The organism is Enterococcus sp. DIV0240d (genome assembly GCF_051711245.1).
In the GTDB taxonomy this organism is placed as follows: Bacteria; Bacillota; Bacilli; order Lactobacillales; family Enterococcaceae; genus Enterococcus_D; species Enterococcus_D casseliflavus.
The window spans coordinates 1,383,971-1,398,984 of the sequence record NZ_JBIOMG010000001.1 but is presented as its reverse complement, the minus strand read 5'-3'; the positions used below and the strand labels follow the sequence as shown (position 1 = coordinate 1,398,984).

The 15,014-nt window shown below is 44.5% G+C and carries 16 protein-coding genes and 1 other annotated feature; of the genes, 4 read left to right on the top strand and 12 right to left on the bottom strand.

What is annotated here, in order from left to right; all coding sequences use genetic code 11:
• Positions 1–254 precede the first annotated feature (254 nt).
• The gene (locus IGJ25_RS06615) at positions 255–1,367 is read right to left on the bottom strand and encodes an NADH-dependent flavin oxidoreductase (protein WP_438779179.1); all 1,113 of its coding nucleotides are present in this window, start codon (positions 1,365–1,367) and stop codon (positions 255–257) included.
• A gap of 172 nt (positions 1,368–1,539) precedes the next feature.
• Positions 1,540–1,911 (bottom strand): MarR family winged helix-turn-helix transcriptional regulator, encoded by a 372-nt coding sequence (locus tag IGJ25_RS06610; RefSeq protein WP_010747832.1) that lies wholly within the window; start codon positions 1,909–1,911, stop codon positions 1,540–1,542.
• A 308-nt stretch (positions 1,912–2,219) separates the two neighbouring features.
• On the opposite strand from IGJ25_RS06610, the gene IGJ25_RS06605 reads away from it, so the two are divergent.
• Positions 2,220–2,876 carry a hypothetical protein gene (locus IGJ25_RS06605; RefSeq protein ID WP_118214837.1) on the top strand — a complete coding sequence of 219 codons (657 nt, stop codon included), beginning with the start codon at positions 2,220–2,222 and terminating at the stop codon, positions 2,874–2,876.
• A gap of 44 nt (positions 2,877–2,920) precedes the next feature.
• Here the strand turns inward: IGJ25_RS06605 and IGJ25_RS06600 are convergent, their stop codons facing one another.
• The 10 genes from IGJ25_RS06600 to IGJ25_RS06555 all read right to left on the bottom strand — a co-directional run bounded on the left by IGJ25_RS06600 (position 2,921) and on the right by IGJ25_RS06555 (position 12,794).
• Positions 2,921–4,297 (bottom strand): TrkH family potassium uptake protein, encoded by a 1,377-nt coding sequence (locus tag IGJ25_RS06600; protein ID WP_225000945.1) that lies wholly within the window; start codon positions 4,295–4,297, stop codon positions 2,921–2,923.
• A 78-nt stretch (positions 4,298–4,375) separates the two neighbouring features.
• Entirely contained in the window at positions 4,376–5,005 is a 630-nt protein-coding gene (locus IGJ25_RS06595; protein WP_438779178.1) for a V-type ATP synthase subunit D, read from the bottom strand.
• Complete coding sequence (locus IGJ25_RS06590; protein WP_438779177.1) at positions 4,986–6,383, bottom strand: V-type ATP synthase subunit B; 1,398 nt, start codon at positions 6,381–6,383, stop codon at positions 4,986–4,988. Before IGJ25_RS06590 ends, IGJ25_RS06595 begins: the two co-directional genes overlap by 20 nt.
• Positions 6,367–8,154 (bottom strand): V-type ATP synthase subunit A, encoded by a 1,788-nt coding sequence (locus tag IGJ25_RS06585; RefSeq protein ID WP_225000947.1) that lies wholly within the window; start codon positions 8,152–8,154, stop codon positions 6,367–6,369. Before IGJ25_RS06585 ends, IGJ25_RS06590 begins: the two co-directional genes overlap by 17 nt.
• Before the next feature lie 15 nt (positions 8,155–8,169).
• On the bottom strand, positions 8,170–8,478 hold the full coding sequence (locus IGJ25_RS06580; protein ID WP_005225570.1) for a V-type ATP synthase subunit F: 309 nt from the start codon (positions 8,476–8,478) through the stop codon (positions 8,170–8,172).
• Positions 8,468–9,454, bottom strand: a complete 987-nt coding sequence (locus IGJ25_RS06575; RefSeq protein WP_225000948.1) for a V-type ATPase subunit — start codon at positions 9,452–9,454, stop codon at positions 8,468–8,470. Before IGJ25_RS06575 ends, IGJ25_RS06580 begins: the two co-directional genes overlap by 11 nt.
• A gap of 3 nt (positions 9,455–9,457) precedes the next feature.
• Positions 9,458–10,042 carry a hypothetical protein gene (locus IGJ25_RS06570; RefSeq protein ID WP_225000949.1) on the bottom strand — a complete coding sequence of 195 codons (585 nt, stop codon included), beginning with the start codon at positions 10,040–10,042 and terminating at the stop codon, positions 9,458–9,460.
• Between the two features lie 13 nt (positions 10,043–10,055).
• On the bottom strand, positions 10,056–10,526 hold the full coding sequence (locus tag IGJ25_RS06565; protein WP_005225567.1) for a V-type ATP synthase subunit K: 471 nt from the start codon (positions 10,524–10,526) through the stop codon (positions 10,056–10,058).
• Positions 10,523–12,484 carry a V-type ATP synthase subunit I gene (locus IGJ25_RS06560; protein WP_438779176.1) on the bottom strand — a complete coding sequence of 654 codons (1,962 nt, stop codon included), beginning with the start codon at positions 12,482–12,484 and terminating at the stop codon, positions 10,523–10,525. Before IGJ25_RS06560 ends, IGJ25_RS06565 begins: the two co-directional genes overlap by 4 nt.
• Positions 12,462–12,794: a V-type ATPase, subunit F family protein gene (locus IGJ25_RS06555; RefSeq protein ID WP_225000951.1), complete on the bottom strand. Its 333-nt coding sequence runs from the start codon at positions 12,792–12,794 to the stop codon at positions 12,462–12,464. Before IGJ25_RS06555 ends, IGJ25_RS06560 begins: the two co-directional genes overlap by 23 nt.
• Before the next feature lie 110 nt (positions 12,795–12,904).
• Positions 12,905–12,958: a sequence feature (sodium ion sensor (DUF1646 type); this cis-regulatory element may regulate processes involved in with the transportation of sodium ions), on the bottom strand.
• Positions 12,959–13,631: 673 nt separating this feature from the next.
• Here IGJ25_RS06555 and IGJ25_RS06550 point away from each other — a divergent pair.
• The 3 genes from IGJ25_RS06550 to IGJ25_RS06540 are packed head-to-tail and all read left to right on the top strand — an operon-like array spanning position 13,632 to position 14,939.
• Positions 13,632–13,844, top strand: coding sequence for a hypothetical protein (locus IGJ25_RS06550; RefSeq protein WP_005225563.1), 213 nt, complete (start codon positions 13,632–13,634; stop codon positions 13,842–13,844).
• A 24-nt stretch (positions 13,845–13,868) separates the two neighbouring features.
• The gene (locus tag IGJ25_RS06545; protein WP_060793075.1) at positions 13,869–14,396 is read left to right on the top strand and encodes a GNAT family N-acetyltransferase; all 528 of its coding nucleotides are present in this window, start codon (positions 13,869–13,871) and stop codon (positions 14,394–14,396) included.
• A 57-nt stretch (positions 14,397–14,453) separates the two neighbouring features.
• Positions 14,454–14,939 (top strand): tetratricopeptide repeat protein, encoded by a 486-nt coding sequence (locus tag IGJ25_RS06540; RefSeq protein WP_438779175.1) that lies wholly within the window; start codon positions 14,454–14,456, stop codon positions 14,937–14,939.
• The last annotated feature ends 75 nt before the right edge of the window (positions 14,940–15,014 follow it).

Here is a 15,014-nt window from a genome sequence, read left to right as displayed (position 1 = left end):
TAAGAAAAATGAATGATTCTGAATTGTTTGACTATTTATTAAAATAAACTAAAAACTCATTCGTGTATTTTAACTAAAAAAATCTTTTCGTGCTCTTTCTTTCGATCACAGGCTTGTTTCTCCCAGTCTTCTCCTGATTCGTCATTTTGAAACTAATAGGGTCTCATTAGAGAAAAACAGCTCTTCTCAATGTGCCAAAAATGAGTAGCGATCATAAAAAACCACCTTCGCCCAAGGCAAAGGTGGTTGACTGCTTATTTTTCTTCATTTAGGCGATCTGGCATCATGTTTTCCATAAAACTCCAAACGCCGTTTTGTAATACGAGTTCCTCACGTTCGTAAGTAGAAACCGTGGTGCGGATCAACGCATCTTGACCGTCTAAGACTTTTTGTCCCCAATGAGGATCGATCAACAATGCCCGGCCCACTGCTACAAAGTCTGCATGTTCTAGCAATCCCGCGGCATCTTTCGATGTTCGGACATCCCCTACACCAATCAAAGGAACCCGCTGAGCGATTTTTTCATAGACATACGCCAACATCGATTTTTCTTGGTACGCTTTTGAAATCGATTTTCGGGTATAATCCGCAAGGGAGATGTGCAGATAGTCTAATCCTTTTTCTGCCAGTTGGTCCACTAAGAACAACGTATCTTCAAAGCGAATCCCTGGTTCTTCGAATTCTTCCGGTGAAAAACGATAACCGACGATAAACTCCTTCACACCTGATTGGTCCACTGTTTCCAATACTTCATCGACGAGCTTCTCAATAAAACGATAACGGTTCTCTAGTGAGCCACCCCATTCATCGGACCGACGATTTGAGTGCGGAGAAAAGAATTGTTGGATCAAATACGTATTGGCTCCGTGGAGTTCTACGCCATCAAACCCCGCCTTGATCGCCCGTTCGGTAGCTTTTTTAAAGTTTTCAATAATCGTTAAAATCTCATCTACTGTGACTTCTCGGGGAACTTGGGCATTTGGACGTTCGGCAGCAACTGCGCTAGCAGAAATCGGTTGTGTTCCTCGTAGGACCGAGTCATCCGTCATCCGACCGGCATGAAAAATCTGTAAAATAGCTTTGGTCCCATTGGTTTTGATGGTGCTGGCTAATTTACTTAATCCAGGTAAAAAGGCATCGTCGTAAGCGCCTAATTCCCCTTCCCAGCCCTTGCCATCTTCTTGGACATTGGCTGCCGCTGTGATGACTGCTCCGACTTCCCCAGAGCGTAAGCCATAGTAAGCCAACTCATCTTTCGTAATCACCCCATCAAAGAAGGACATCTTGGTCGTCATTGGTGCCATAATGATTCGATTTTTCAACTGCAATCCGCGTTTAAATGTTGCTTTGTCTGTTACATTTCGCATGGGTTTCCCACCTTTTCCATTGGATTCATTTCGCTTTGTGGATCTGACTGGCTTAGTTTTTCAAGGAGATCCTTAAAGCAAATCGGTGCATCTTTTTTCCCTTCATTAAAATATACATGCACATGCATCTATATTACAAAAGAATCAAGGAGAAAACAAGTGAAAAACATCATTAGTCCAGCATTTCCTCCAAGACTTTTTCAAAAACGACTTTTGAACGTTGCAGTTTCTTTTCCCCTGATTGGGTCAAATCAATATAGATCCCCCGCTTATCATCTTGACAAGAATGCCGTTCAATCACACCGCACAGCTTGTCTTCCATGCGCATGATCATACGTGACATCGCACTTTGACTCAGATCAAAATGGGCGATCAAATCATTGAGGCGCATGCTATGATTGGGGGTCTTTTCTAAGTAATAAAGCACGTAATACTCATTCAAAGACAGATTGCTTTCTGCTTTGAGGGCTTGCTCCAAACGAGCTTCGATCGCTTGATGCTGATTCGTAAAGGCTAACCATTGCCCCATCCGTTCTTTTTCCATCCTCTTCACCACCCATTCTTCTATACCAAGGTATTTTAATCTAGATCCCTGTGTTACGCAAGCCGCCAGAAATGGCTAACACTTTATTATACAAAACTAGCCAGCTGCTGCGGGCATTCATGAATATTTTATGATAGAATTGACAAAAAATTCAGCAAAATCTCCCTATTCTTTTTCAGTGTTATGGACTACAATATCTTTAACACCAAAGAATATTTAAACACTATATCAACATAATTGTACATTTTCACACAATAATTTGTTTTTTTTAGATGTTTTAGTATTCGTAGGAAAGGATGAAACAAACGATGAAAAAAACAATTTCTTTGATTGGGACACTGACGCTGGTCAGTGTGGGGCTTTTGACAGGCTGTAACAACGAAAAAGATACCGCGCAATCAACCAGCGAGCTAAGCCAAAGTCATGTGTCTACTGTAAGCAAGCAAAGTACGACGATGCAAACGACTGAAAGCAGCTCCTTAGCGTCAACCTCTACTTCAGAAACTTCAACCACAAGCCAGCAATCGACGGACCACTCTGACGCAACGCAAACGACAGCAAGCTCAGTATCCAATGAGTTTCCATATGCGGTTGATCTTTCCCAATATGGCCCTTCACTGACGTTTTATTTCCATGGCGTCAATGTACCAGATGCTGTCACGATTCAAAATACGAGCCCATTGATCATTTCGATCGACGACAGCGCAAGCTATGAAGCACAAGTCGATACGATCGCAACAAAAGAGATTCGCGTGTTTTCTGCGAAAAACAATGAGATTCGCACCGTAAAAGTGAACACTCAGTTGACCTTTGCAAAAGGGATCACTTCCAATGGAAATCCTGATTTTAGCCACAACCTGTACCTATTTACAAATAAGGAGGGTGGTCTATCTTTGATCACACCGAACTATGCGGGAAATGTCAGCGATGACCAACGAGATGTGATGTTAGAAGTACTTCAATAAACGAAAAAAAAGGGAAACGAAGCGTGCTTCGTTTCCCTTTTTCGTTACCCGATCATCACGGTTTCATCAGGATATTTGTAGCCAGCTTCTTGTTTGTTGGCTTTTTTCATCAATGAAAAAGCAACGGTCATGATGCCGACTCGACCAATGAACATCAAAAAAATAATCAAAAGTTTGCCAAAAACCGACAAGTAAGGCGTCAACCCCATGGTCAATCCCACCGTTCCAAAAGCGGAAAAAACTTCAAAGGCAATGGTTGGCAACCCAAAGTTTGGGGTTTGCGGCATACGCTCAGTGATCGACAATAAGAAAATCGCTACGAAGCATAACGTCAAGGTAAGGAAGAACAACGTAAAGGCACGCGATACAGCAGATTCTTTGATCGTGCGACCAAAAACTTCCGCTCGACTGCGCCCTTTCAATAAGCTGCGGATCTTGATGATCAAGACCGCAAATGTCGTTGTCTTCAATCCCCCAGCAGTTGATCCAGAGGTCCCACCGATATACATTAAAATCATCGTCAGCATCAAGCCTGCTTGACTCATTTGTCCGTAATCAATACTGAAAAATCCCGCGGTTCTTGGGGTGACCGCTAAGAAGAGGTATTGGAAAAAACGTTCGATGACCGAATCACCCGTGATCAACTGTGAATTGGCTTCGGTCAAAAAGAACCCTGCCGTTCCAAAAACCACCAAAACGATCATAGCGATCCATGCCAAGCGGCTATGCAAGGACCGTTTTTTGGACGCCGTATGCAGGAGATCGAACCAAACGAGAAATCCCAGACCACCTGCGATGATCAAGAAACTGATGACCCCCAGCACAAATGGGTCGTTTTGAAACCCTACCATGCTGTTGCCGAACAAATCAAACCCAGCATTACAAAAGGCCGAGATCGCATGAAAAACACTGTACCAAAGGCCTTGCTCCCAACCAAAACGGGGCACGAATGCAAAAGCCAGCAAGATGATCCCACTGACTTGGATCAAAAAGGCGATCCGAATCAGGTACCATGCCAAATGGATCTCTCCAGACATTCGGTCCAGATTCAATGATTCCCGCAAAATCATCCGAGTACTAAGATGGACTCTTTTTCTCGCCAAGATGTAAAAGAAGACGGGAATCGACATGAAGCCGATCCCACCGATCTCAATCAGCATCAGCAAGATCCCTTGGCCCCACAGGTTGTAATGATCGGCTACGGTCAAGGTCGAAAGACCCGTCACGCAAACAGCCGATGTGGCAGTAAACAGCGCATCTAAAAAGTTGGTGCCTTCACCACTTTGGGTGACAGCCGGCAGCATTAGCAAGCCAGTTCCTGCCAATATCAGCAAAACGAAGACCAGAGTGACGATCTGCGGAATCAAAAAGCGTTGCGATGCCAGCTTTTTTTTCAAACGATTTCTTTTTTTCATTTTCATTTCCTTTGACCTTTTGCAAAAACCAATGTCTTAGTAATCCAAGTTTATTGCATTTATTTTTTTTCTTATCATACCATTTTATTTTGATTTATTCTTCACTTTGATCATTCTTGTTACGTTTGCTCGTTCATTTTCTTCCAGCCGCATTTTGATTCCATAAATGGCTTCTTCCAGCTCGGGAATCGTCAAATATTCTAGGGCATTGACGCGTCGGCGCGTCCGTTCGATTTCCCCTGCCATCAATTGACAGGTCTTTTCGATTTCCGTTAGCTCCAACAGCTTCGGCATAACGTCGGTAAAACGGGCGACCGCATTATCTAACGGAACATTGGAATTCAAAAAGCCGTACTCGATCGGCGCTTGCATCACCGTATCGTCGTAATCAAAATGCATCACTGGCACTTCCACACTCATGATATTTTTCGTGGATAACTCAAGGGAGACTTCAGTTACTGGTAAAATAAACATTTCTTCAATATATTTTTCATTGATCGTGGCATTGGCTAAGCGAAATGCCTTCATGGCACGCTGCAATTGTTCTTCGACTTCTTTACGCAAGCGGTAATTCTTTTTGATCAACTCAATAAATTGACGCATGAGTTCGTCTTGTTTGTCTTTTAATAATTTGTGTCCGCGTTTGGCTGTCGCCAATTGTTTGCTGAGGCGCGACAGCTCCATGCGGGTTGGATTAACGGTTTTTTGCGCCATTGTTCTCCTCTCCCGGTAAGTATTCCGCCAGTAGGGCATCGCTGATCCGCTTCAGCTCGACTTTTGGCAGCATCGCCAATAATTCCCACCCTAATTCCAAGGTTTCGATAATCGAGCGGTTGGTGCGATACCCTTGGTTCAAGTATTCATTTTCGAAGCGTTCCGCAAATTTGGCATAGGTTTTATCTACTTCCGACAATGCCGATTCTCCTAAAACGACTGCCAATTCCTTGGCTTGCTTTCCTTGAGCATAGGCAGAAAACAACTGGTTCATCGTTGCGGCATGGTCTTTACGGGTTTTTCCTTCACCGGTCCCTTTATCTTTTAACCGTGACAATGACGGCAAGACATCGATGGGTGGCTGGATGCCGTTTTTATACAAATCACGAGACAAGATGATTTGTCCTTCGGTGATATAGCCGGTCAAATCGGGAATCGGATGGGTTTTGTCATCTTCTGGCATGGTCAAAATCGGCAGCTGGGTCACTGAACCTTTCAAGCCGCGAATCCGTCCCGCACGTTCATATAACGTGGATAGATTGGTATAAAGATACCCAGGATAACCCCGACGTCCTGGCACTTCACGACGAGCAGAGGAGATCTCCCGCAAAGCTTCACAGTAGTTGGTCATATCCGTCATGATCACCAAGACATGCATGCCCTTTTCGTAAGCCAAGTATTCGGCTGCCGTCAGTGCCATTTGGGGAGTAGCGATCCGCTCGATCGCTGGGTCATTGGCTAGATTCATAAAGACGACAGAATGGTCGATGGCGCCAGTTTGACGAAAATCTTCCATGAAATATTCTGCTTCTTCAAAGGTGATCCCGATGCCAGCAAACACAACAGCGAAATCGTCTTCCGAGTTCAACACTTGTGCTTGACGCGCAATTTGCGAAGCCAATTCTTTATGAGGCAGACCAGAACCAGAAAAAATCGGCAGCTTTTGTCCCCGAACGAGCGTATTCAAGTGGTCGATCGATGAGATCCCCGTTTGAATAAACTCATCAGGATAATCCCGCGCTGCTGGATTGATCACTTCGCCGTTGATGTCCATAAATTTTTCTGGGACGATCTCTACTCCGCCATCTTTGACCCGACCTAAGCCGTCAAAGACTCGCCCGATCATTTGCTCGGAAACGCCTAATTCCAAAGGATGTCCTAAGAAACGCACCGCAGATTCCCTCAAATTGATCCCGCCGGTTCCTTCAAAAATTTGGACCAACGCTTTGTCTTCTTGGATCTCCAGTACTTGTCCTTGCCGCGTTTCGCCGTTTTGCATGCGGACTTCGATCAACTCTTCGTATTTGACACCGGAGACGCGATCGACGGCCATCAATGGTCCGACGACTTCTCCAATCGTTTTATATTCCTTGATCATCGGTGCGGTCTCCTTTCTGTAAAATTTCTTTCATCGTTGCTTTGATCTCTTGATGCAAAGCAGGAATTTTTGCTAATTCCGTTTCAGGCAAGTACTTCATACGTGCCACTTTGTCTCGCAATTCTTCGGTTCCTGCATAGATTTCTGAAAGATACGCACCTAGTGTCAACGCATCTTCCGCTTCTTTGTGGAGCAGCAAAATCGTTTCCAGCATTTTGAACTGCTTTTCACGAGAGGTAAACGTATCGACGTCGTCAAAAGCGTTTTGCTGCAAGAAATCTTCTCGCAATGATTTGGTGGTTTCCAGCAATAACTGATCTTTTTCGGACAAAGCGTCGATGCCGACAAGTCGAACGATCTCTGACAACTCAGATTCTTTTTGCAGCATCCGCATGGCTTCTGTTACTTGTTTGGACCAATCCACTTGCATTTGTTGGTCCAAAAAGGCACCCAATTCATTTTCGTATAAAGAATAGCTCTTCAACCAATCGATCGATGGAAAATGACGCTTTTGCGCTAAGGTGGCATCTAAGCCCCAAAAGACTTTAACGACCCGCAACGTATTTTGGGTAACTGGTTCTGAAATATCGCCGCCTGATGGTGAAACGGCGCTGATGGCAGTGATACTGCCTTCTTGATCAGAACCTAAGCAAATCGCTTTTCCAGAACGCTCATAATACTCTGCCAAGCGGCTGCCTAAGTAAGCTGGATACCCTTCATCCCCAGGCATTTCTTCCAGACGACCAGACATTTCTCGCAGTGCTTCTGCCCAACGTGAGGTGGAATCCGCCATGATCGCCACTGAATACCCCATGTCTCGGAAGTATTCCGCAATCGTGATCCCAGTATAAATCGACGCTTCTCGAGCGGCTACCGGCATATTGGAGGTGTTAGCGATCAACACGGTTCTCGCCATTAAAGATTCACCACTACGAGGGTCGATCAACTCTGGAAACTCGTTCATTACATCGGTCATTTCATTGCCGCGTTCGCCGCAGCCGACATAGACGACCAGATCGACATCCGCCCATTTGGCGATTTGGTGTTGAACGACAGTTTTCCCTGCACCAAATGGTCCTGGAACGGCTGACGCCCCGCCTTTAGCGATTGGAAAGAAGGTGTCGATCACTCGCTGGCCAGTAATCATTGGTTCGACTGGATTCATTTTTTGCTTTACTGGACGGCTATGACGAACGGGCCATTTTTGCAGCATCGTGAAAGACCGTTCTCCTTTGGGTGTATCTAAAACATAAATCGTTTCATCGATGGTAAATTCCCCCGCATAAACAGCCTTGACTGTTCCTGAAACGCCATGAGGAACCATGATCTTGTGATTGATCAACGGTGTTTCTTGCACGGTGCCGATGACCATCCCGGTACTGACTACTTCGCCGACTTCGACTGTCGGTACAAAGGGCCACTTTTTCTCATGATCCAACGCAGGCAATTGCACCCCACGCGTCAAGAAGTTGCTTTGGGTGACAGACATGAAGGTTTCTAAGGGACGTTGGATGCCATCAAACATTTGTGACATGATCCCAGGCGCCAATTCGACGGATAGCGGTTCACCGGTGGTTTCGACTGGTTCACCAGGTCCGATCCCAGACGTTTCTTCATAGACTTGGATCGAAGCGACGTCGCCGCGCATTTCGATGATCTCACCGACCACGCCTAAATCTCCTACATAACAGATATCTTCTAAACTTGCATGGCCCATATTTTTGGCTAGCACCAATGGACCAGATACTTTAATAATTGTTCCTTTTTCCACAACATCGGCTCCTCTCTATAGTATGTTTTGTCCAACTGCTTTTTCGACATTTTCTTGAATCATTCGCTTGCCGATTCCTCGGGAACCATCATAATCAGGAATCAAGATGACTGCAGGTGTCATTTTTTGTTGGACTTTTGCTAATTCATCGGGAATCAGCTCGGCACATTTTTCAGTCAGGTAGATGATCGTACTGTTCTTCATTAATTTTGCCAGCGCCTGCTTCACTTCTTTTTCTTCCGAGGCATAGCAGACCTGAAAGCCAAATAGTTGAAAAGGAATGACGGATTCTTTCTCGCCGATTACGCCGATTTTATGAGTCATAGTGCCGCATCCTTTCTCTGAATTGTTCTTCCGTAAAGCCACTGCGTTTGCCTACTAGCAAGATACGCAGATTTTGCAGTTCCAAAACCTTAGCATTCAAAAATGCGAGTAAAGGCAGTGGTCCTAAAGCATCCGTTTGGGCTTGGCCATAGCTTTCTGTGATCAAATTGTCTTGTAAAAGTGCCAAGCCAGCAAAGTCGATCACCTGTTCATGAATCAAAGGCCGCAATACTTCCTGATAATCACTTTCTAATAAGAAGGCTAAAAAGTCACTATAGGACGCATCCGCAAACGCTAAAAATTCTTCTTTCGGGATACTGCCGACACTCACTAAGACTGCCTCCATAAAACTGCGCGATCGTTTTTGAAGTACACAACGAGCGGCAATCGTTATATTGGTCAGATCGATCATCTTGATGACAGCTTCTTGTAGCTCAGGGATCTTGATTTCATCTGCTAGTCGCCGTTGTTCATGTAAATACCGGCGATCGTAAATGATATCGATGCCTTGTAGCACGGCGCCGCCTTCTAGGTACTCCCGCACTTCTTGGATCGTAGTCACGATTTTCTCAGGCAATACCTCTGAGGTTCCCGTTTTGATGGCGGTCCGACACTCATCGATCGTGTAAAAACCATCTTCGATCAGTAGATGATCATAATCTTTTCCAGTGACTGACTCTTTGGTCAAGACTTTTAGATTATGGAAAGTAAAAGGCATCATATACAGTCGGAGGATCTCTTGATCAGGAACCAGCTCGGCCAATTCTTTGATCGTCTTTAACAATTCTTCATCGAGATAGGTTTCGAATCGTTCATGAAAATCTGGCTTCAAATAGCGTTGATAATGGGTCTGCTGCAAGACAGCTTCGACTTCAGCAAACCCTTTTGCCGCAATCATTTGTTCCATTTCTTGCGGCTTTAGCAACGTCATCTCTTTCAGCCGAATGATTGGATTCAATTGATGATAGTTCCTCATGGATCAACCTCCTTGTTGTATGATCTGCAACCACCGTTCCCGGGTTTCTTTCTTGTATTCATCAAGCAATACCTGATAGGTAAAATTGTATTGAATGCCGTTGTCATCCACCAAAAAGCCTGCTTCTGTCAATGGTGCGCCTGCTTTGATTTGATACGGTAGTTTTGATTGACAAGACGTAAGCCAAGCGGCATCTAGATGGGCTGCTTGCTCAGGACCAGCGTGGAAGGTCACCGTCCCGCTGATCGGCAGCTGTTGCAGCACATTTTCAGCAAATGACTGCAGCTCTTCTGGCGTCCAGGCAACCATTTGTTGATACGCTTGCTCAAAAAGTTGTGTCAGGTATTCGTTTTGTTTCACCATTTGCTGCTGCTTAGCGGCACTTGCTTGGCGATTTTGCGCTTGATGATAATTTTTTTCGGCTTGCTTTTTTGCTTGCTGGGCACGAAGCTGCAAGTCCGACTCTTTTTTCGCCCAGTCACGTGCCATCGTTTCACTGATCCTAGCACGTTCAGCGGCAGCCAAACGTTCCCGTTTTGTCTGCGCTTCTTGGTCTAGTTCAGCAATCATTTTGTCGATTGCATCCATACCTTCGCCCCCTTTAAATCGTTCCTAAAAGTAAGAAAGAAATAACAAAGCCTAAGATGGCATACATCTCAACCATTACTGAGAACATGACCCCTTTAAAGAAATGCTCTGGTTTCTTCGCTAAAATTTGAATCCCAGCTGCAGCGACCTTCCCTTGGGCCATTCCTGAGAATAAGCCAGTAAAGGCAACTGGCAGTGAGGCCATCAAGTACGCCATACCAGTCACTGTCGACATTTCACCACTTAAGCTACCATAGATCATAAACGCAATAACGAATCCGTAAAGTCCTTGCGTTCCGGGAAGCAATTGTAAAATCAAGGCTTGTCCAAACTTCTCCGGCTGATTCGTCGTTAAGGCTGCCGCTGCTTCACCAGTTTGGCCCACCCCTTTGGCTGAACCGATCCCAGAAAAGATCGTAGCGATCCCCATTCCGATAATTGCAAACACCATACCACCATTGTTATTAATTAAGTAATCAATCATTTATTGTCTCCTCCATTTTCTTTATCAAAATCAACGTATTTCTCACTTGGCTTAAAGGTTTCAAATTGGCGCCCCCCACCAGTGAAAAATTTTCCGAAAAACTCTACATATTGTAAACGAGCGGCATGCACATACGCACTCAGTAACGATAAAAAGATGTTTAAAGCTTGTAGGACAATCAATAAGAGAATGCCCACAGAAAAACGAGCGGCTGGCGGCAAATAGCCCACCAATAAGTTGAAGGCTGCTGCGATACTCCCACCAGAGATCCCTAATGCCATCAAGCGGCTATAGCTGACAAAGTCGCCGATGTAACTGGTCACACCGTATAAGTCATACAAGCCTAAAAAGAAGCCGCCCACTTTGGTTTTCCCTTTAAGAATTGGTACCACGATGATCAATAAGGCACTAAAGCCTGCTAAAATCAAGCCGACGGTTGTTAGTGCTGGGACATCGATCAAAAGATTGCCTGCGGCTGCCACTAAAAGACCACTCAAAAGGCCTAGCCACGCAAAGCCTTCGTTGACTGCACCTAAAAGATCCTTTTTGCGGATATTTTCTTTGGCTGCTAAATAAAGGCCTGTAAACAGTTGGATGCCACCAAAAATCATGGATAGACCAAAGATCGCCATAAAATCTTCGGAGGGCGATAAAAGTTGGAAGGGCAATGTAGCACCAAAGAAGGAGCCGTAGATTACGCCCCAAATCATAGTTGGCACAGACAAAATCTGGAACAATTTCAGAAACCGTTTGGTCCCTTTGGGCAAACGCAAGGCGTGTAGCCCAATCGTGGTCGCGACAGCCATTAATGCACCATAACCTAAGTCAGCCACCATCATACCAAAGAAAACATAGTAAAAAGGTGTCATCCATGGGGTTGGATCGATCTCATCGTATTTTGGCAAGCTGTACATTTCCGTCAACATTTCAAAGGGTTGAATAAACGAGGCGTTTTTTAGCTTCGTTGGCACTTGATTGGCAGCGATCTCCTCTGCAGTGGGTTCTTCAAATGAATAGTAAATCTCGTTGGCAAAGGATTCTTGGACCATTTCCGCCACTAACGGCTGATCCTTTTCTGCAATCCAGCCGCGCAAGAGGGCAAAGGTCTGACCAGCTGCTAAACGCTGTTGCATCATTGCCCGATTCTCACGAGTCAAAAACAGTTCTTCCGCTTGCTGCAGCAGGATCAGCCGTTGTTTGTGCTGACTGATTTCTGTAATCAGTTCTTTGCGCTGCTGCGTCAAGGAGGTCAAGGCTTGTTTCGCATTTTGCAAAACCACTTTTGGTGATTCGGATGTCAAGCCAGTTTCTTTCTTCACCCCATATCGGTGAAACAATTGGAACACTTGCTCTTCGATCGCTGTTAAAAACAGGCAGCTGAAATTGACTTTTTTGGGTTCAGAATAGATCACTTCGATATGAACCTCTTCCAATTGACGCAAGGCTTCAGCTAGATCTTCCCAGCGTGGGCCTTCGACACTCCCAGCAAAAAAAGTTGTATGTGCAGGCGCTTCGATCTCCAAGGGTACGTCAAGATTTTGCCATTGTGTCGCCCATTCTTCCGACTGCGTCGCTGCTTCGATCGCTTCGATCGTCTCTACCCAGCGCTCCTGCAAATTCTCGACTTCAACCAGCTCCGTTAATGCTGCGGCTTCATCGAAGCTTGTTTCAAAGTCCGACAGCCGCAAGGCATCTCGTTGCCATTCCGTGCCTTTTTTCGCATCACCATTTTGACGAATAAAGCGGATCGCTTCTTGCAGTCGACGAATCATTGGTTGATGAGAAGCACCTTCTGGGGTGGCTCCTGCAAAAAATTCCCGCAGCCAAGTTTCGTTGGCTTCCTGCTCAAATACGTTCTCGATTTCAACAAACTGCATCGTTTGCAGCTTCGTCAATAACCTTTCTTGGTAGTGCTTCGGGGTGATCAACGTTAGTTTATTTAGTTTGGTTACTGCCATAAGTCCCGATCACTCCTTCAACGATCTGTTGAACCGCATGCTCTTGGAAGCTTTGCATATTTTTTTGGTAACGATCTAACACTTGCTGGTTCTCTTTTGCCAGCTGCTGCTTTTGTGCTGCTAGTGACTGTTGCAACTGCTCTTCGATTGTTGCTTGTTCTTGAGCAAGCGCCTCTTCCAAAGCGGCTGATCGCTCTTGCAATACTTGTTGCTGCTGCGCTTCTTCCGACTGCAATTCTTTTTTCAAAGCGCGCAATTGCTGTTCATTGGCTTCTTCTGCTTCTCGTAAACGAGTCAAAGCTTCTCTCATCGATTCCCCTCCTATAATGATTTGTATTCTCAACTGAAAAATAAACAAAAAAAGCATACCTCACGAAGAAGTATGCTGATATGAAAAAAGGCCAGCATTCCTCCAAGAATGTTTGCCTCACCCCTTGGCAAACCTGATCCTTGAAGCATAAAAAATGCTCAACCTTTGTCTATTTTATTTTTCAATTCCTGAACTATTATAGCAAAAAACGGCGTTCTATTCAAGTGAAATCATCTTTTGTGAGAAAAAACCGTTTTTCACCTATTACTGATTCACTTGCTACCTGCCCAACTTTCCACCTAACATTTGCCAGGGATCGGATTGTTCTTACTAAATTGAAATCGGTCAAAATCAATTTAAGACTTAGAATGGTATGAATGAAGAACGTTGAGATTTTTTGAAAATGCTAGACATCATTTGATTGGTACCCAAAAGGAGATAACAGTTCCAACAACCCATTCGATCCCTGACAAATCTTAAGTGAGAAGTTCGCTTATTTCGCTTCTCTTTTTATCGGTGGCAGCGGTTGTCCCTTTTCTTCACAAATGAAATAACCGCCACGATAAAGGCATGTGTAAATTTTACCCGGTTCCATTGTTAAAGGAAGCCCATTTTTTAAATACATCGGTTTTCTTTCCATTGCGCTCACCTTGTCTTTCGTGGGAAAATCAGTCAAAATAAAAAACAACAGCTATTTCTAATCTTATTTTCAAGATTACCAAAAATCAAATCAATTTTCTAGTTTTTTAATCAAAATATCGCAAATATATCGATCATTTTATAAAAAGATGGATATTTAACAAAGTGTGTGTAAAGAATGAACAGGAGGAAAAAAGGATGTCAGATGAACGTTGGTTTCAAATTAGAAGAAAGCGAAACATCGAATTGGTTCTTTGTTTGCTCGTCGTCCTGCCGATGGTCTATGGCTTATGGTTTCAGCTCGCTTTTTTGATCCACTACATGTCGTTTTTGTTTCTGGTGGCAGTCTTCACTGCAATCTACGAAGGAATTCGTTGGATCTGGGCTTTTATTAGAAAAAAACGAGCGTGAAAAAGCTTGGCTCTGCTATAATAAATGAAACGAGCAGAGAGGAGTGCTTCTATGAAACGAATCATTATGGCTTGTGACTTACAACATGCCCCCAAAGCTTTACAAGAATCCGCCCTTTCTTTTGAGCCGTTTCTCCCGAATTCTCGAAGTGTCGCAGAACTTTTTTATTCCGCCTATCATGAAACGACAGATGACGAAGGGGAATCGCTTGCTGACTGGCAAAGAGAGCTGAGAGAGACCGCTGACGGAAAATACGGTCCCTTGATTCCAGAGCTTTCTTTTCAGTTACAAAAGGATGATCATCCTATCGGTGCCGTAGTAACCAGCACGTTTCAAGAGCTTCCCCTGCTATTATTTGTCGTTATGGGCGCAGCCTTTAAAGGCAACGGCTTATCCAAGTTGCTGATGAAGGAAGTGATTCAACGAGCAAAAGCCATGGGGCTCACTCGCCTTTATCTGGTAGTGACGGTTGAAAACCAGCCAGCCTACAAGCTGTATGAAGCATGCGGTTTTTCTTTTGCGGGTGAAAGCTGGGCAGATCTTTCCCCTTAGCTATGCTTACAAGTTATCTAAGTCATTTTCTACTATTTGAAAAGGAGCTTCGAACCAATGAATGAACGACTAGCTGCTGCGATCCAACTGCGGGCTGAAAAAAGGCTGCAACAATCAAATGAACAATTGATACAATTAGCTGCCAAAAATCCCCAAGATGCCTTTATCCACTACCAAACGGCTTGGAGCTATGATCTTTTAGGGGAAGAACAACAGGCAATTCCTTATTATGAACAAGCAATCGCGTTAGGGTTATCAGAAAACGACTTGCCAGATGCCTACCTAGGTCTAGGTAGCACCTATCGTGCCCTCGGCAATTATCAAAAAGCCGAAGAAGTGTTTTTACACGCGATGAAGCAGTTTCCAAAAAATCATGCTTTGCAAACCTTCTATGCCATGACACTGTTTAATCTCGCCGAGTATGAGCAAGCCACTAAACGATTATTGACCCTGCTTGCCGAAACCTCTAGCGATCCAGACATCCAGTCTTACCGACAGGCACTTTTGTTTTATGCGGATAAACTCAATGAGACATGGGCATAAATTTCCCCTATGAAGCAGCTCCTCCGCTCCCTTTTCTCGTAAAAGGAAGTCTTTTTTTTTTCATATTCCCACGAT